This window comes from Pseudomonas fluorescens, assembly GCF_001307155.1.
Taxonomy (GTDB): Bacteria; Pseudomonadota; Gammaproteobacteria; order Pseudomonadales; family Pseudomonadaceae; genus Aquipseudomonas; species Aquipseudomonas helvetica.
Genome location: NZ_CP012830.1, coordinates 348,064 through 364,218 on the forward strand (window position 1 = coordinate 348,064; position 16,155 = coordinate 364,218).

17 protein-coding genes are annotated in these 16,155 nt (G+C 60.6%); 4 read left to right on the forward strand and 13 right to left on the reverse strand.

From position 1 onward, the window contains the following. Window positions 1–76 precede the first annotated feature (76 nt). Entirely contained in the window at window positions 77–1,483 is a 1,407-nt protein-coding gene (locus tag AO353_RS01655; RefSeq protein ID WP_054593393.1) for a PLP-dependent aminotransferase family protein, read from the reverse strand. A 136-nt stretch (window positions 1,484–1,619) separates the two neighbouring features. Beyond that, entirely contained in the window at window positions 1,620–2,381 is a 762-nt protein-coding gene (locus tag AO353_RS01660) for an SDR family oxidoreductase (RefSeq protein ID WP_054593394.1), read from the reverse strand. 232 nt (window positions 2,382–2,613) lie between these two features. Here AO353_RS01660 and AO353_RS01665 point away from each other — a divergent pair, with 232 nt between their 5' ends. Then, window positions 2,614–3,618, forward strand: a complete 1,005-nt coding sequence (locus AO353_RS01665; protein ID WP_054593395.1) for an NADP-dependent oxidoreductase — start codon at window positions 2,614–2,616, stop codon at window positions 3,616–3,618. A gap of 120 nt (window positions 3,619–3,738) precedes the next feature. On the opposite strand, the gene pyrF is transcribed toward AO353_RS01665, so the two are convergent. Continuing rightward, window positions 3,739–4,437, reverse strand: a complete 699-nt coding sequence (gene pyrF / locus AO353_RS01670; protein WP_162491267.1) for an orotidine-5'-phosphate decarboxylase — start codon at window positions 4,435–4,437, stop codon at window positions 3,739–3,741. Window positions 4,438–4,743: 306 nt separating this feature from the next. Between pyrF and AO353_RS01675 the strand changes: the two genes are divergently transcribed. From AO353_RS01675 to AO353_RS01685, 3 genes are all read left to right on the forward strand, one after another. Next, complete coding sequence (locus tag AO353_RS01675) at window positions 4,744–5,508, forward strand: response regulator (RefSeq protein WP_054593397.1); 765 nt, start codon at window positions 4,744–4,746, stop codon at window positions 5,506–5,508. Further along, window positions 5,508–6,548, forward strand: a complete 1,041-nt coding sequence (locus tag AO353_RS01680) for a sensor histidine kinase (protein WP_054593398.1) — start codon at window positions 5,508–5,510, stop codon at window positions 6,546–6,548. The genes AO353_RS01675 and AO353_RS01680 overlap by 1 nt, the downstream gene beginning before the upstream one ends. 111 nt (window positions 6,549–6,659) lie before the next feature. After that, window positions 6,660–7,064, forward strand: coding sequence for an EF-hand domain-containing protein (locus AO353_RS01685; protein WP_054593399.1), 405 nt, complete (start codon window positions 6,660–6,662; stop codon window positions 7,062–7,064). 168 nt (window positions 7,065–7,232) lie between these two features. Here AO353_RS01685 and AO353_RS01690 read toward each other — a convergent pair whose 3' ends face one another. The 10 genes from AO353_RS01690 to AO353_RS01735 form a co-directional block, all read right to left on the reverse strand. Beyond that, entirely contained in the window at window positions 7,233–8,285 is a 1,053-nt protein-coding gene (locus AO353_RS01690) for an AI-2E family transporter (protein ID WP_054593400.1), read from the reverse strand. Window positions 8,286–8,356: 71 nt separating this feature from the next. Next, entirely contained in the window at window positions 8,357–9,163 is an 807-nt protein-coding gene (locus AO353_RS01695) for a DUF4892 domain-containing protein (protein WP_054593401.1), read from the reverse strand. A 23-nt stretch (window positions 9,164–9,186) separates the two neighbouring features. Further along, window positions 9,187–9,846, reverse strand: a complete 660-nt coding sequence (locus AO353_RS01700; protein ID WP_019692294.1) for a glutathione S-transferase family protein — start codon at window positions 9,844–9,846, stop codon at window positions 9,187–9,189. Window positions 9,847–9,896: 50 nt separating this feature from the next. Continuing rightward, the gene (locus AO353_RS01705; RefSeq protein ID WP_054593402.1) at window positions 9,897–10,748 is read right to left on the reverse strand and encodes an alpha/beta hydrolase; all 852 of its coding nucleotides are present in this window, start codon (window positions 10,746–10,748) and stop codon (window positions 9,897–9,899) included. Continuing rightward, window positions 10,745–11,551 carry an alpha/beta fold hydrolase gene (locus AO353_RS01710; protein WP_054593403.1) on the reverse strand — a complete coding sequence of 269 codons (807 nt, stop codon included), beginning with the start codon at window positions 11,549–11,551 and terminating at the stop codon, window positions 10,745–10,747. Before AO353_RS01710 ends, AO353_RS01705 begins: the two co-directional genes overlap by 4 nt. Window positions 11,552–11,852: 301 nt before the next feature. After that, window positions 11,853–12,296: a hotdog fold thioesterase gene (locus AO353_RS01715; RefSeq protein ID WP_054593404.1), complete on the reverse strand. Its 444-nt coding sequence runs from the start codon at window positions 12,294–12,296 to the stop codon at window positions 11,853–11,855. A gap of 30 nt (window positions 12,297–12,326) precedes the next feature. Next, on the reverse strand, window positions 12,327–13,994 hold the full coding sequence (locus AO353_RS01720; RefSeq protein WP_054593405.1) for an AMP-binding protein: 1,668 nt from the start codon (window positions 13,992–13,994) through the stop codon (window positions 12,327–12,329). A gap of 264 nt (window positions 13,995–14,258) precedes the next feature. Beyond that, entirely contained in the window at window positions 14,259–14,708 is a 450-nt protein-coding gene (gene sixA / locus AO353_RS01725) for a phosphohistidine phosphatase SixA (protein WP_054593406.1), read from the reverse strand. Further along, window positions 14,705–15,052 (reverse strand): DUF4389 domain-containing protein, encoded by a 348-nt coding sequence (locus AO353_RS01730; protein ID WP_054593407.1) that lies wholly within the window; start codon window positions 15,050–15,052, stop codon window positions 14,705–14,707. Before AO353_RS01730 ends, sixA begins: the two co-directional genes overlap by 4 nt. A 31-nt stretch (window positions 15,053–15,083) precedes the next feature. Continuing rightward, a complete protein-coding gene (locus AO353_RS01735) occupies window positions 15,084–16,109 on the reverse strand; it encodes an NAD(P)H-dependent glycerol-3-phosphate dehydrogenase (RefSeq protein ID WP_054593408.1) in 1,026 nt (341 codons plus the stop codon). Between the last annotated feature and the right edge of the window lie 46 nt (window positions 16,110–16,155).

The following is a 16,155-nucleotide window of genomic DNA, read 5'->3' on the forward strand; positions in this document are numbered from 1 at the left end:
AGATTCGCAATGGGGTGCACCCAAGCACAAGCCTTTGGCGCCGCGATAATGGCAAAAAGCTACGCGTGAGTCGTTTTCAGAACGGTCGAAGTCGATCCGGTAAGGCGCACGCCTGAAAAAACGCCTGCGCCCGAGGATCGCTGGCATAAGCCACATTGATACGCAGCCAATCGATAGTCTCGCCACTGGGGCTGAAGGCCGTCCTGGAGGACAGCACGATACCGAATGAGTGAGCCAGCGTGCGCACCCATGCCGATTCGTGCTCTCGTGGTCGGGCCCAAATGTACAACCCGCCCGCAGGCTTGCCGAACACCTCCCAGCCGGCGTCTTCAAGCACCAGCAATGTCGCCGCCATATCCCGCTTCAATCGCTGACGCTGGCGCTGTACCAGTTTGCGATAGGCGCCATTGGCCAACAGACTGCTCAGCACCGACTCGCAAAACCGCGAAGCTCCCAGGCTGGTAATCATCTTCATGTCTGCCAGGCGCGCAATGATTGCAGCGCTGGCCACGACATAACCGACCCGCAGCGAACTGCTGAGGGTTTTCGAAAAGCTGCCGACATAGACCACGCTCTGACCCGCGTCCATTGCCGCCAGGCGGGTGCCGGCACTGCCCTGGAAGTCAGCGTAGACGTCATCCTCGACGATGATTAACTCATGACGCTTGGCCAATTGCAGAATCCGTTGCGCAACGGCGGGTGCCAGGCTACTGCCGGTCGGATTGTGGAACAGGCTATTGATGAACAACGCACGGGGATTGTTCGCGCTCAACAAGGCCTCAAGCACTTCAATGTCCGGGCCGCGAGAGGTCCTTGGTACTTCCAGCAACCTGACACCATGCAACTTGAGCAGCTTGAACAGATTCGAATACCCCGGACTTTCGACCACCACGCAATCACCCGGCTTGAGCAGCGTCCGTACGATCAGATCAAGCCCGTGAGTAGCTCCCGTAGTGGTGAGAACCTGGTTCTCATCGACGGTAATACTCATCTGTTGCAAGCGTTTGAGGATCTGTTGGCGCAAGACCGGCAACCCGTATGAAGGGCTGTAGTTAAACAGTCCGGCCATGTCGGTACGCGAAACCTGGCGAATGGCATAACTGAGATCGTCGCTCTCGCGCCAGCTTTCGGGCAGACCACCACGCCCCAGCGGCAACATGCCCAACGGGTCGTCGGCCAACCCGACACTGTTTGCGTCAGCAGCCGTGGGGCCCGATGGGTCAGCGCAACGATGTGTGGCATCCAAAGGCCCGGCAACGAAAAACCCCGAGCCATGACGCGATGCCAGCACGCCTTGGGCGACCATGCGCTCATACGCCTCGATGACACTGGACTGACTGAGCAGGTTTTCCCGGGCCAGTTGTCGAATGGACGGCAAACGCGTTCCGGGCTCAATGGCACTTTGGCGAATCCAGCCAGCGAGGGCATCAACAATTTGCTGCACGACGGGCACCAACGCCTGCCGATCGATTCTCAATTCCATGAGAGACCCACTCCAACTGTTTTTCTGGGGCCAGTTAAGCACAGGCGCTCGCATGAAGATGTGCGACAACGCCGCTAAAACACCCTCCTCTAACCCCTTGAAACACAATGTCCGGCGCGACGTCGCAGGCAAACCCTCAGAACGCCGTCACCCCGCCATCCACCGCCAGCGAGTGCCCGGTGGTGAACGCCGCCCCATCGCTGCACAGATACAACACCGCACTGGCAATTTCCTCGACCTTGCCGATACGTCCCACCGGGTGCATGGCGGCGGCAAAATCGGCTTTCTTCGGATCGGCTTCATAGGCACGACGGAACATGTCGGTGTCGATAACCGCCGGACAGACTGCATTCACGCGAATTTTCTTCTTCGCGTATTCGATGGCTGCCGATTTGGTCAGGCCGATGACCGCGTGCTTGGATGCCGCATAGATACTCATCTTCGGCGCGGCGCCAAGCCCGGCCACCGAAGCGGTATTGACGATCGCGCCGCCACCTTGCGCCAGCATCAGCGGCAGTTGGTACTTCATGCACAACCAGACGCCCTTGACGTTGACGCCCATGATCGCGTCGAACTCATCGAGCGTGCCTTCGGCGAGCTTGCCCTTTTCGATTTCGATCCCGGCATTGTTGAAGGCGTAGTCGAGGCGACCATAAGTGCTCACCGCCTTCGCCATCAGATTCTGAACATCGCTTTCCTGGGTCACGTTGCACTGCACGAAAACCGCTTCGCCACCGGCAGCCCGAATCAGCTCGGCGGTACCTTCGCCGCCAGCCACATCAAGGTCCGCGACCACCACTTTCAATCCCTCGGCAGCAAACGCCTGGGCGGTTGCGCGGCCAATACCGGCGGCAGCCCCTGTCACCAACGCAACCTGGCCGGAAAACGTCATGCTCATTGTTAGGTCCTCGAAAGATGTGGGTGATCTCGTTCTCGCAGTCTAAGCACCCTGCCCCGTCACGCGGCAGCACTATCAGAGGGCCGGTTGATTGCTTATGAGTTGCGGTGATGAAGATCCCCGCCCGACTATCACTCCTTTGGATCGGACTGTATTCGCTGCGTCAGCAAACCTTGCGACAACCGCCATGAGGGTCTATCAATCAGACTTCATTCAACCTTGAGTGCCCGCCATGACTGCCCAGATCAACCGTCAATTCCTGCTCGCCAAACGCCCGGTGGGAGCTGCGACCCGCGAGACCTTCACCTATCAACAAGTCCCTGTCGGCGAGCCGGCGGCGGGCCAGATCCTGGTCAAGAACGAGTACCTGTCGCTGGACCCGGCCATGCGTGGCTGGATGAACGAAGGCAAGTCCTACATCCCGCCTGTGGGCATCGGCGAAGTCATGCGCGCCCTCGGCGTGGGCAAGGTGATTGCCTCGAACAACCCGGGCTTTGCCGTGGGCGATTACGTCAACGGTGCGCTGGGCGTGCAGGATTACTTCCTTGGGGAGCCTCGAGGTTTCTATAAGGTCGATCCGAAACTGGCGCCATTGCCGCGTTATTTGTCAGCACTGGGCATGACCGGCATGACCGCTTACTTCGCGCTGCTCGACGTCGGCGCGCCGAAGGCCGGGGAGACCGTGGTGCTGTCGGGTGCAGCCGGCGCGGTGGGCAGCATTGCCGGGCAGATTGCCAAGATCAAAGGCTGCCGCGTGGTGGGTATCGCCGGCGGCGCGGACAAGTGCAGGTTCCTGATTGACGAACTGGGCTTCGACGGCGCCATCGACTACAAGCACGAAGACGTGGTTGCCGGCCTCAAGCGCGAATGCCCGAAAGGCGTAGACGTGTATTTCGATAACGTCGGCGGGGATATTCTCGACGCCGTGCTCAGCCGCCTGAACATGAAGGCCCGCGTGGTGATCTGCGGCGCCATCAGCCAGTACAACAACAAGGAAGCGGTCAAAGGCCCGGCCAATTATCTATCGCTGCTGGTCAACCGTGCGCGGATGGAGGGCTTTGTGGTGATGGATTACGCCGCGCAGTTCGCTGCTGCGGGACAGGAAATGGCCGGGTGGATGGCCAAGGGGCAGCTCAAGAGCAAGGAAGACATCGTCGAAGGGCTGGAGACATTCCCGGAAACGCTGATGAAGCTGTTCAGCGGTGAGAATTTTGGGAAGCTGGTGTTGAAGGTGTAGCCCAAAAGCATCGCGGGCAAGCCTTGCTCCTACAGGTCATCTGTCGGTCGCATCATCCGCGCACGACATCCATAGATGTAGGAGCAAGGCTTGCCCGCGATTGGTTTTACCGGGCTGCGCTTAAGCCAGTTCGGCCACGACGTCGGCCAAGGCCTTGGCCGGGTCGGCTGCCTGACTGATCGGACGGCCGATCACCAGATAGTCGGAACCGGCATCCAGGGCCTGGCGCGGTGTCAGGATGCGACGCTGATCGTCCTGGGCGCTGCCCGCCGGACGGATCCCCGGCGTCACCAGTTGCAGCGACGGATGCGCCGCTTTCAACGCCGAGGCCTCGAGCGCCGAGCACACCAGGCCATCCATCCCGGCTTTTTCTGCTAGTGCCGCCAGACGCAATACTTGCTCCTGTGGCTCGATGTCCAGGCCAATCCCGGCCAGATCCTCACGCTCCATGCTGGTCAGCACGGTCACGCCGATCAACAGTGGTTTAGGACCGCTGCGCTGGTCGAGCACCTCGCGACAGGCCGCCATCATGCGCAGGCCGCCGGAACAATGCACGTTGACCATCCACACGCCCATTTCCGCAGCCGCCTTGACGGCCATCGCGGTGGTGTTCGGAATGTCATGGAATTTAAGGTCGAGAAACACCTCGAAGCCCTTGTCACGCAAGGTCCCGACGATTTCCGAAGCGCAGCTGGTGAACAGTTCCTTACCGACTTTGACCCGGCACAGTTTCGGGTCCAACTGGTCGGCCAGCTTCAGTGCGGCGTCACGGGTAGGGAAATCCAGGGCGACGATGATAGGAGTCTGGCAGGCGGACATGAGTGGGCTCTCAGGCAAGTCGAAATCGGCGCGCATTGTAGCGGAACGCGAGCCCGTCCGGGACCCGATGATCGGTAAATCATCTTCAACAGTGCCGGTTGGTGGATGATAAGCCCTGCACGCCTGGCAATTGTGTCGAAACAGATACACTCACGACACGCCCTCAACACCGCCCAAGGCTACCCTCGCCAACCGCAAGACTTCCTACAGCACTTCCCGCCTCACGGCCGGACGCCTTATGCTGAAGCCACAACCTCGCAGCCCATCTTTTGTGGTTGGCAGCCTCTCTGGCAGATGAACGTACGCATGCAAAATAGCCCTGCTCCTCTGAACGATGATCAAAAAGCCCCCGCAGCCGGCGAAGACAAACGCTGGAACACCCGCGCGCTGATCGTTGACGACGACGTTCCAATCCGCGAACTGCTGATCGACTACCTGGCCCGTTTCAACATCCTCGCCAGCGGCGTTACCGACGGCGCCGCCATGCGTCTGGCTCTGCAAGCGGAGCATTACGACGTGGTGGTGCTGGACCTGATGCTGCCCGGCGAAGACGGTCTGTCGCTGTGCCGCTGGTTGCGCGCCGAATCGGACATCCCGATCCTGATGCTCACCGCCCGCTGCGAACCCACCGACCGCATCATCGGCCTGGAACTGGGGGCCGACGATTACATGGCCAAGCCGTTCGAGCCACGAGAGCTGGTCGCACGGATTCAAACCATCCTGCGCCGCGTACGCGATGACCGTACCGAACAACGCGCCAACATTCGCTTCGACAACTGGCGCCTCAATAGCGTGCTGCGTCAGTTGATCTCCGTCGATGGCCTGGTGGTGCCGCTGTCGAACGCCGAATTCCGCTTGCTCTGGGTATTCATCGAACGCCCGCGACGGGTGCTCAGCCGTGAGCAATTACTGGATGCCGCCCGTGGACGCTCGATCGAAGCGTTCGATCGCAGTATCGATCTGCTGGTCTCGCGCCTGCGACAAAAGCTCGGTGACGACCCCAAATCGCCTCAGTTGATCAAAACCGTTCGCGGCGAAGGTTACCTGTTCGACGCCCGAGACATCGGCTGATGCGTGCGCGCTTCGATACGCTGTTCGGCCGCCTGTTTGGCGTGCTGTTGCTGGCGATTATCCTGGCGCACCTTCTGGCGTTCTTCTGGTTTCACCATTACGGCCATCCCCCGCCCCCTCCACCGCCGGAGTTTTCCGCCGGGTTCAATGGGCAGCCGCCACCGCCCTTCAAACACAGGCCACCGCGACCCTGGTTTGGCGGGCCGATCGTACCGCTGACCTTTCAGCTTATCTCGTTGGTGATTGCCGCCTGGTACGGCGCAAAGCTGCTCTCCCGGCCGATTCAACGCCTGAGCGCGGCCGCCGAAAGCCTCAGCGAAAACCTCGACAGTCCACCGCTTGATGAGTCCGGCCCCCGAGAGTCACGGCAGGCGGCGCATACTTTCAACCTGATGCAGAAGCGTATCCGTGAGCAGGTGCAGCAGCGCTCGCGGATGCTCGGCGCCGTTTCCCATGACCTGCGTACGCCACTGTCGCGGCTCAAGTTGCGCCTGGAGCAGATCGACGACATCAAGCTGCAAGGGCAGATGCGGCAGGACCTCGACGACATGATTCGCATGCTCGATGCGACCCTCAGCTACCTGCACGAACAACGTACCAGCGAAGCCCTGCAGTGGATGGACGTGCAGGCGCTGATCGAATCACTCTGCGAAAACGCCCAGGATCAAGGCGCTGACGTGCAGGCCAGTGGGCACTGCGCACCGTTGCAGGTTCAACCGATGGCCCTGCGGTCGTGCATCAACAACTTGCTGGACAATGCCTTGCGGTACGCCGGCCAGGCTCTGATCACCCTTGAAGACAGCCGTGAACAGTTGATCATTCGAGTGATCGACCATGGCCCGGGGATCAACGCCGACAAACGCGAAGCCGTGTTCGAGCCGTTCTTTCGCCTGGAAGGTTCACGCAATCGCAACTCTGGCGGCATTGGACTGGGCATGACCATCGCCCGCGAAGCTGCTCAACGGCTGGGCGGAGCATTAAGCCTGGAAGAAACCCCGGGCGGCGGCCTGACTGCCGTGGTCTGCCTGCCACGGGTCTGAACAGACTCTGTGTGCTGATTCGTACAAATTCCACATACCCACGACAACTGCTCCCTCGAGGTTGCATGGGCCGGTGCCTTCACCGGTTTTATCCATCCAGGGAGTGAGCCCATGATCGGCAGCGTCAGCAGTAACTCCAGCTATACCAGCGCCACCAGTGCGGCCTATACCGCCCGACTCCAGCAGCGTCAGAAAGAGTTGTTTGCCAAGCTCGACACGAATGGTGATGGCAGCATCAGCACCAGCGAACTGAGTAGCGCCCTGGCCGCAACCTCGTCCACCAGCAGCACCGACAATGGTGCGGCCCTGCTGAAGATGCTCGACACGGACAACAGCGGCGGCGTCAGCAGCGACGAATTGAAAGCGGCGCTGCAAACGGGCAGCAGCCAGAACAGCGGCACCATCGATCAAGGCGCAGTAGCCGAGGCGCTGAGCAAATTGATCGTCAGCATGAACCAGCAGTACTCGCAGGCCAATACCCTGAACTCAAGCAAAAACCTGAGCGCCGCGGCCTGAGGCTATTGAACTCATAACCTGTGGCGAGGGAGCTTGCTCCCGCTGGACTGCGTAGCAGTCCCATTTTTAGGGCCGCTTCGCGCCCCAGCGGGAGCAAGCTCCCTCGCCACAGGTTCAGTATTCGGCTTAACTGATCGGCATTAGGGCAAGCCCCCTCACCACAATTGATCAACGCTTTTCTTCAACCCGCCCCTGACTGTTGCTCCAGTCAATCAACAGGCTGTACGCCACGGCCAACAAGGTCGGACCGATGAACAAGCCGATAAAGCCAAAGGCGATCAACCCGCCAAACACCCCAAGCAGCACGATCACCAACGGCAAGTTGCCGCCACGGCTGATCAGGTAGGGCTTGAGCACGTTATCGACGCCGCTGATGATAAACGTGCCCCAAATGCCGAGGAACACCGCCATACCGTACTCGCCCTTCCAGGCCAGCCAGGCAGTCGCCGGAATCCACACCAACGGCGGGCCCATGGGGATCAGGCTGAGCAGGAAGGTGACGATACTCAGCACCAGTGCGCCCGGAATACCGGCAATCAGGAAGCCGATCAGCGCCAGGATCGCCTGGGCGGCTGCAGTGCCGATGACCCCGTTGACCACCCGCTGCACTGTTCCGGCGACCAGCTCGATGTAATAACCGGCACGCTCGCCGATCAGCCGTTCCAGCAGACGGTGAGCAAACATCGCCAACCGTGGGCCGTCGCGATAGAAAAAGAACACGAAAACGATGCTCAAGGTCAGCTCGAGAATCCCTCCGCCGATCTGCGCACTGCGCGCCAGCAACCAGTTGCCGACTTGTCCCAGATAGGGTTTGACCGCCAACAACAACGCCGCGCCTTGCTGATCAAGGCTGTTCCAGAGCCCAACCAGCCGCTCGCCAACCAGCGGAATCCCGGCCAGCCACACCGGGGCCGCCGGCAAGCCGTCAACCTGAACGTCCTTGATGAACACCGTGGCGTCGCGCACATGATCGGCCAGGTTAAAACCGAGCCACACCAATGGCACCGCCACCAGCACCATCCAGCCCAGCGTCAGCAACGCCGCCGCGAGAGATTCGTGACCATTGAGCCAGCGAGTCAGCAAGCGCATCAGCGGCCAACTGGCGAACGCCAGCACCGCGCCCCAGAACAGCGCCGACCAAAAGGGCGCCATCACCCAGAAGCTGGCACCGAACAACACCAGGAGCAGGATCTGCACCAACAGGCGATCGTTATTGATCATGAAAAATCTCGAGCAAGGTCAATCAACAAAGAGTAGGCGAACGGCCAATGGCACGTTCGCCGAGGGAAAAACTATCGCAGGAACTCGATGTGCAGGCCAGTTGCCGGCACGTTGCCCAGTTCCATCCGCGCCGCACGCACGCCTTGCCCGACCAGCGCCTGACGCCAGGCTTCGGCGTTGGCTCCGGAAACACTGACGCGCAAAGTCGTATCGAGGTTCAAGCCGCGCGACAGCAACGTCAGCCAAATCGGTTGCGGCTCCCCCGTCAGCCGCGGCAGGTCCAGCACGCCGGTGTCCTTGAGCTGACGTAACAGGGTCGCCGAGGTCGGCAACAACTCGCCCAATGGCGTGCTGGCGTCGAACTGCTCGACATGCAGATAGGCTTTTCGATTGCCGCGAGTGATGCTGTAAAGCGCCAACAGCGAGTTGTCCTGCGGTGCCGCAAGTCGCAACAGCAGATAAGCCTGTTGATCGTCGGCGCCATAGAGCTTGGCGTTGCCGAACACTTGATTGGCCCACAGGCTGCTTTCGCCGCAATCGCGGGCCTGGCACCAGAACAACAGTTCGGCGCCCTGTTTCTGCAAGGCTTCGCGAGCGAGGGTGAAGGCCTCGGTGGACGAATGCTCGGGCGGCAACTCGTAGGTCACCGAGGTCACTTTTCCACGGGCACTGACCTGGCCATCGAAACGCAATTGGCCGCTGATTTTGCGGATCGAGCCCATGGGATAGATCCGTTCAAGCTCGGCAGTTGGGCGAAAGTCAACGATCTGCGCATCGGCCAGACGCGGCACCAGCGGCAAATCGTGACTTCCCGGTACATCGGCGGCAAACACCAGCGAACTGAAACACCCCAGCCCCAACAAACAGATCAAGCGCATGCTGTTCAACCTTGAAGGTACTCTCATCGGATCAGCATGGCCTGAGCGCCTTTGACGACATTCGCGTCGTCATTACGCGGCGGAATTTGCAAGCCACGCTGCACCGCCGGGCGAGCTTCCATCGCCGCCATCCAGCGTTGCAAGGCGGGTAAACCGTCTACCGAAACGCCAGACCACTCATGACCACGGACCCACGGATAAGTGGCGATGTCGGCAATGCTGTAGTCATCGGCCAGGTACTCGACAGTTTCCAGGCGCGTGTTCAGCACTTCATACAAACGCCGGGTTTCATGCTGATAGCGGTCGATGGCGCCCTGAAGCTTTTCCGGGAAATAACGGAAAAACACGTTGGCCTGCCCCTGCATCGGGCCAATCCCGCCCATCTGGAACATCAGCCACTGGATCACCACCGAACGTCCTTTCGGGTCTTTGGGCAGCAGTTTTCCGCTCAGTTCAGCCAGGTAGATGAGAATCGCGCCGGATTCGAACACGGCGAAATCACCGTTGTCCCGATCGACAATCGCCGGAATCCGGCCATTGGGATTGATCTTGAGAAACGCTGGAGCCTTTTGTTCCTTTTTGTCGAAACTCAAGACATGCACCGTATAGGGCATGCCGAGTTCCTCGAGCACGATAGAGACCTTGTGGCCATTCGGGGTCGCAGCGGTGTAGAGATCTATCATGGTTGTCTCCCATTTCAACCCGCCCAGCCTCGACAGTTGCCCGCTGCAAGTCAAGGAACGGCGAAGAACCGATTGAAACAGTCTGCAACAAGGGCGGCGCCGGGCTCGTCATTCAGGTGCAAATGATGGCCGCCAGGCAGCTGTTCACGGCTAAAGGGTAGACGCTCCAGCAATTCCTGATGTTTGGCGAGCATGCCGTCAGCAGCGACCACCAGTTGCGCAGGACAACTGATTCGCTGAACGAAGGACATCGCCTGTTCATCGGTCAGGCGCAGTGGCGATGCCAGCGTCAGGCGACTGTCAGTGCGCCAGGTGTAGCCGCCCGGCACCGGCATCAAACCCCGCTGAGCGAGTAATTCGGCAGCTTCCCGACTGACCGCGACCAGGCCTTTCATACGGGCCTCGATGGCGCGATCCAGGGTGTGGTAGACCGGTTTGCGCTTTTCTTGCAGATCCAGCTGCGCTTGCAGGGCCATGCCCATGCGTTCGGCGGCGTTATCGTGAGCGGCAGTGGGCGGAATCACCCCGTCGATCAGCGCCAGGTGCGTCACACGCTCGGGCAAGGCACCGGCGAGCACCACCGAAACGATTGCACCCAAGGAATGGCCGAGCAGCGCAAACCGCTTCCAGCCCAACTGCTCGGCGACTTGCAACACGTCGTGAGCGTAATCCCACAGCGCATAACCGGCGCCCAATGGCCGATGCCCGGAATGCCCGTGGCCGGCCATGTCCAGCGCGACAATGCGCAGCCCTTCAAGCTTCGGCGCCAGGCGTGCAAAGCTGTTGGCGTTGTCGAGCCAACCGTGCAAGGCAATCACCGGCAGACCGTCTTCCGGGCCGAACAGGTGCGCGGCCAATTCGATGTGCGGCAGGCTCAGGCGGACTTCTTCGACGCTGCTCATGCGCAACTCCGCTCGTTGCGCCCTTCCCACCGGCTGAACAGGTTTTTCAGCAACGTCGCAGTGTCTTGCGGGCGCTCAAGGGGAAACATGTGGCCACCGGGCATGGTCAGCGACTCACCTTGCGGCATACGGCCGACGAAGCTGGCGTGATGGCGCATGACCACCCGGCTCTGCCGGCCACGAACCACCGCCAGCGGTACTTTCAACTGGCGAGGACGACCTGGACTGGTGTGCGGAACGCCACGGTAGATGCTGATCTCGGTGGCCGGATCAAAGCGCAAACGCAGGCGATCACCAACCTGGTGCAGGCCGTGTTGCAAGTACGCATCGAGGCAGTCCGGATCGAAACCGCGGAACAGGGTTTTACCGGCGAAATAGCTGCGCGCCGATTCCAGGTCGGCGAACTCCTCGCGACGCCCCAATGTGCGGCCTGCCGGGGTCAAGCGGTCGATAAAGCCAAAACGCTTGGCGGCGCGGATAACCCATTGATCGGGGCGGGTCAGCACCGGTGAATCCAGCATCACCACGCCACGATACAGCTCTGGGCAACGCAAGGCCGCGTGCAGGTGCAAGACGCCACCAAAGGAATGGCCAACGCCCCACACCGGCTCGGGTTGCTGTTTCAGATGATGGATCAGCTCGTCCACCAGATTGTGCCAGTTATCGTCGGCCGGGAACCGCGGGTCATGGGCGTGCTGTTGCAGATGCGCGACCTGATATTCCGGCGCCAGCGCGGCGAACAACTTGCCGTAGGTGCCTGAAGGAAAGCCATTGGCATGGGCGAAAAAGATCTGCTGCGACATAACGGCGCGTCCATAAACGAAATCAGGTGTTGATTGTCCGTAAGACGCAAGCCCACAGCAATGACCGTAACTGCCAGGAATGATGACAGTCAGGCCAAGGCTATGGGCAATTCAGCCCCGTGCGAGCTGTTGTGGCGAGGGAGCTTGCTCCCGCTGGGGTGCGCAGCGGCCCCAAAACCTTTGCTCGCATATCGACAGACACTCCGCGTCAATCAGGTTTACGACGGCTGCGCCGCCGAGCGGGAGCAAGCTCCCTCGCCACAGTAAACCCTCTCATCACCGAGTCTTACTCGCTCAAAAATCAACGAGCCGGTGGTGTTTCACCCAGCGGCACTACTGCCATGGTCAACCGCGACACACAGCTGGCCTTGCCTTCATCGCTGCTCAAGCGAATATCCCAGACGTGTGTGGTGCGGCCGATGTGGATCGGTTTGGCCACCGCCGTTACCCGACCGCTGCGCAAGCCGCGCAAGTGGTTGGCGTTGATTTCCAGGCCCACGCAATAGAATTTGCTGGCGTCGATGCACAGGAAGCTGGCCGCGGAACCGACGGTTTCGGCCAGTACCACCGAGGCGCCGCCATGCAGCAAACCGTAGGGCTGGTGGGTGCGATGGTCGATGACCATGCTGGCGGTCAGCGACTCGTCATCAAACGCCTCGAAGCGTATATCCAGCACTTCGCCGATGGTGTTTTTCTGAATCGAGTTCAGCTGTTCAATGTTGGGAGCGGTACGCCACAGAGTCATCACTGCATCCTTCGTTGGTTTTATTTCAGGTCAATCCTGCCACAGCACGGCTTCGCTGCGCGCACTCCATTCTTCAAACCGTGCGCCATACACGGCCTCGATCACGTTGCGCTTGATCTTCAGTGTCGGCGTGAGAAAGCCGTTTTCCACCGCCCAGCTGTCCTTGACCACCACCAGTTGGCGCAGGCGTTCGTGTTTATCAAGGGCGCCATTAACCTCGTCGAGCAAGCTTTCCAGGCTCGACTGCAAGGCATTGCGCGCCACGCTGGCGGCGTCCTGCAAACCCACAGCCGAGAGCACGCACAACCCAAGTGGCGCACTCAGGCCATCACCGACCACACACACCTGTTCGATACGTGAATGTACCGCCAGACGGTTTTCGATCGGCGCCGGTGCGACGTATTTGCCCTTGCTGGTCTTGAAGATTTCCTTGAGCCGCCCGGTCAGGCGCAAGTTGCCTTCGGCGTCTTGCTCGCCCTTGTCACCGGTGCGCAGAAAGCCGTCCTTGGTGATCGTCTCGGCGGTTTTCTGCGGCTCCTTGAAATAGCCGAGCATGGTCGCACCACTGCGCACCAGCACCTCGCCCGAATCCTCGATCCGCACCTCCACCTCCGGGCACGGCTTGCCAATCCAGCCAGGCTTGTTCTGGCCCGGCAGGCAAATATGCGAATAGCCGCAATTTTCGGTCATGCCGTAGACCTCAAGCACCTCCAGCCCAAGGCGCTGGTACCAGTGCAGCAAGGCTTGCGGCACTGGCGCGGCGCCCGACAAGGCTATGCGCAAGGCATCCAGCCCCAGACCTGCAAGCACCTTGTGCCCGACCCGCTTACCGATGATCGGCAAGCCAAGGAGGAAATCCAGGCGTTTTGCCGGAATTTTGCTGTACACACCCATCTGGAATTTGCTCCAGATGCGCGGCACGCCGAACAGCGCCGTGGGCCGCGCACGCTGCAAATCGCTGAGAAACGTGTCGAGGCTTTCAGCAAAAAATACCGTTTGCCCGGTATAGATCGACGCCAGCTCGACAAACATCCGCTCGGCGACGTGGCACAGCGGCAGGTACGACAGCAACCGGTCCGACTCATTGAGGCCAAACAACTGCGTGCCGTGAGTCGTGGCGAAGCCCAGGTTGCCGAAGCTGTGCATCACGCCTTTGGGCAAGCCGGTAGTGCCGGAGGTGTAGATGATCGTCGCCAACTGGTCGGCGTCGGGCGTTGGGTCGTCCTGTATCGGTGAGCTGCGTTGCAGGTCGGCCCAACTGAAATCGAAGCCACCCGCGGGACACAACGGCAGGCTGATGGTCGGCAGATCGGCGCTGACGCCTCTGGACATGCCCGGCCAATCATCCAGCTTGCCGATGAACGCCAGCGCGGCTTCGGAATGTTCGAGCACCTGGGCTACCGAATCGGCAGTGAGGTTGGGGTACAACGGAACGGAGACATGCCCGGCCATCCAGATCGCTAGGTCGGCAATGATCCAGTGCGCACAGTTTTTCGAGATCAGCGCAATGTGGCTGCCTTGAGGCAGCTCCCGGGCGCGTAGCCAGTGAGCGGCGCACCGCGCCTGATGGCCGACGTCGGCCCAGGTCAGCGTCTCGACCTGACCACCGCCCATCGGCTGTACCAGAAAGCGCTGGCGGGGATGGCGAGCTTCACGCTCGTAGAACACTTGCAGCGGCAAACGAAAAGCGGCGGACATGCGATGCGCTCCTTTTTGTTCGATGTGGCGGCAAGCGTAGTCCAACCAAGCAGTTGCTTGGTTGGCTATTTCATACAAAAAATCAAGAGAACAACACGGTCGCTCTGTGGCGAGGGAGCTTGCTCCCGCTGGGTCGCGCAGCGCCCCTAAAACCGGCACCTCGGTTTGTCAGGTTGATTGACGACTGCTTCGCCCGAGCGCGGACCGGCCGGCGGGAGCAAGCTCCCTCGCCACATCAAGCATTATCACCACATTGATTGTGGGCTAGGGGTTCTTGACGCTATTGAGCGTCATGCCCCCGGCCAACGGCAAATCAGCTTCAAGCTCGGCCAGGCTGGCCGTGCTCATCGGCTGCGGCGCACGCAAATGACCGTGCTGCAAGTAGCCGATCAAGCTCCCCACCAGCGGGTTATGGCTGACCAGCAGGACGTTATCCTCCGTGTCGAGCCGATCGACGACGGTCAACGGATTGCTGTCTGGCGCCAGCCAGGTCTCGGTGCGGATCTCCGGCTCAAAACCCAGCACCTCACGCACCAGTTGCGCAGTCTGCTGCGCCCGCATGTACGGGCTGGCGATGATCGCCTGAATCGGCTGACCGATCAGTTGCGCGGCACTGCGCAGCACTTCTTCGCGGCCATGTGCAGTCAGCTCCCGTTCAGCATCGCTCCGGGCGTGAGACTCGGCTTCACCGTGGCGCAACACCCAGAGCTTCATAGCTTTGGCTCCTCATCACGGGCCGGATGCGGCGCTGGCGGTACAGCGTGCGGGGCCTCGCCTTCCGGTGCACGCGGTGTCGGCCAATCGGCGAATGGCCAAGGTTTCTGGTCGCTGTGAAAACTGCCGAAGCGGCCGATCTGCGCCAGGAACTGGCTGAGGCTGTCACCGAAGTTCATCAGGCCGGCGTTCGGTGCACCGTAGATCAACCGATAGATGAGCTGCACCAGCACCACGGCGCCGAGGATCAATTGCGCGACTTGCCAGACCAGCACATACACCAGCATCCACAGCACGCGCAGCAGGATGGATTCGTACTTGGCTGCTACTTTTGGATCGTTCATGTCTCGCTCCCTGCCTCTGTAAATTGAGTACTCAGTTGAAACCGCTGGTGGAGATGAAATCGACATCGGTTTTCGGCTCGCCGCGCATCAACAGCTCAATCACCTGATTGAGCGTGCGTCCTTCAAACAGGATCGCATGCAACCCGGCGACCAACGGCATGTAAACCCCGACTTCCTGGGCCTTGGCCTTGAGCACCTTCAGCGTGTTGACGCCCTCGGCGACTTCACCAAGGCTGGTCACCGCCTCTTCCAGGCTCATGCCCTGGCCAAGGGCAAAACCAACCTGATAGTTGCGGCTTTTCGGTGACGAACAGGTGACGATCAAATCGCCCACCCCGGCCAGCCCCAGGAACGTCATCGGGTTGGCCCCCTGATTCACCGCAAAGCGGGTCATTTCCGCCAATGCCCGGGTGATCAGCATGCTCTTGGTGTTTTCGCCCATGCCCAACGCCACCGCCATGCCGGCGATGATCGCGTAGACGTTTTTCAGTGCCCCGCCCAGTTCCACACCATAACGGTCGGCACTGGCGTACACGCGAAAGGTCCGACCGTGCAATGCAGCCTGGACCCGCTGGCAGAGTTCTTCGTCTTCACTGGCGACCACTGTGGCGGTCAGCGCGTGTTCGGCCACTTCACGGGCCAGGTTCGGCCCGGACAACACGCCGATGCGCGCTTGCGGAGCGATTTCCTGAAGGATTTCGCTCATCAGCTTGAAGGTGTGGGCCTCGATGCCTTTGGTCAGGCTCACCAGCAACTTGCCGCTCAGACGCTCGGCATAGGGTGCGAGCACCGAACGCAGGGCGTTCGAAGGCAGTGCGACGAAACACAGGTCGCACTCATTGAGGGTAGCAAGCAAGTCGGTGACCGGCTCCACCGCGGGGTGAACCTTGATGCCCTTGAGGTAGCGTGGATTCTCGCGGTTGACCCGAATGGCCTCGGCCTGTTCAGGGTCGCGCATCCACTGCCGGACCTGATGACCGTTCTCGGCCAACAAATTAGCCACGGCGGTACCAAAACTTCCGCCTCCCAGGACCGCAATCGGGCGCTGTTCAGTCATATGCAATCCGTTAATCCATACCAGTGGCGATAGCCGCATTATACGG

Excerpts from the sequence above, each read along its gene's own strand:
- AO353_RS01685 (WP_054593399.1), top strand. The coding sequence starts at position 6,660 with ATGATCGGCAGCGTCAGCAGTAACTCCAGCTATACCAGCGCCACCAGT.
- AO353_RS01655 (WP_054593393.1), bottom strand. The coding sequence starts at position 1,483 with ATGGAATTGAGAATCGATCGGCAGGCGTTGGTGCCCGTCGTGCAGCAA.
- AO353_RS01660 (WP_054593394.1), bottom strand. The coding sequence starts at position 2,381 with ATGAGCATGACGTTTTCCGGCCAGGTTGCGTTGGTGACAGGGGCTGCC.
- pyrF (WP_162491267.1), bottom strand. The coding sequence starts at position 4,437 with ATGTCCGCCTGCCAGACTCCTATCATCGTCGCCCTGGATTTCCCTACC.
- AO353_RS01705 (WP_054593402.1), bottom strand. The coding sequence starts at position 10,748 with ATGAGCAGCGTCGAAGAAGTCCGCCTGAGCCTGCCGCACATCGAATTG.
- AO353_RS01695 (WP_054593401.1), bottom strand. The coding sequence starts at position 9,163 with ATGCGCTTGATCTGTTTGTTGGGGCTGGGGTGTTTCAGTTCGCTGGTG.
- AO353_RS01735 (WP_054593408.1), bottom strand. The coding sequence starts at position 16,109 with ATGACTGAACAGCGCCCGATTGCGGTCCTGGGAGGCGGAAGTTTTGGT.
- AO353_RS01710 (WP_054593403.1), bottom strand. The coding sequence starts at position 11,551 with ATGTCGCAGCAGATCTTTTTCGCCCATGCCAATGGCTTTCCTTCAGGC.
- AO353_RS01730 (WP_054593407.1), bottom strand. The coding sequence starts at position 15,052 with ATGAACGATCCAAAAGTAGCAGCCAAGTACGAATCCATCCTGCTGCGC.
- AO353_RS01715 (WP_054593404.1), bottom strand. The coding sequence starts at position 12,296 with ATGACTCTGTGGCGTACCGCTCCCAACATTGAACAGCTGAACTCGATT.
- AO353_RS01720 (WP_054593405.1), bottom strand. The coding sequence starts at position 13,994 with ATGTCCGCCGCTTTTCGTTTGCCGCTGCAAGTGTTCTACGAGCGTGAA.
- AO353_RS01680 (WP_054593398.1), top strand. The coding sequence starts at position 5,508 with ATGCGTGCGCGCTTCGATACGCTGTTCGGCCGCCTGTTTGGCGTGCTG.
- sixA (WP_054593406.1), bottom strand. The coding sequence starts at position 14,708 with ATGAAGCTCTGGGTGTTGCGCCACGGTGAAGCCGAGTCTCACGCCCGG.
- AO353_RS01690 (WP_054593400.1), bottom strand. The coding sequence starts at position 8,285 with ATGATCAATAACGATCGCCTGTTGGTGCAGATCCTGCTCCTGGTGTTG.
- AO353_RS01700 (WP_019692294.1), bottom strand. The coding sequence starts at position 9,846 with ATGATAGATCTCTACACCGCTGCGACCCCGAATGGCCACAAGGTCTCT.
- AO353_RS01675 (WP_054593397.1), top strand. The coding sequence starts at position 4,744 with ATGCAAAATAGCCCTGCTCCTCTGAACGATGATCAAAAAGCCCCCGCA.
- AO353_RS01665 (WP_054593395.1), top strand. The coding sequence starts at position 2,614 with ATGACTGCCCAGATCAACCGTCAATTCCTGCTCGCCAAACGCCCGGTG.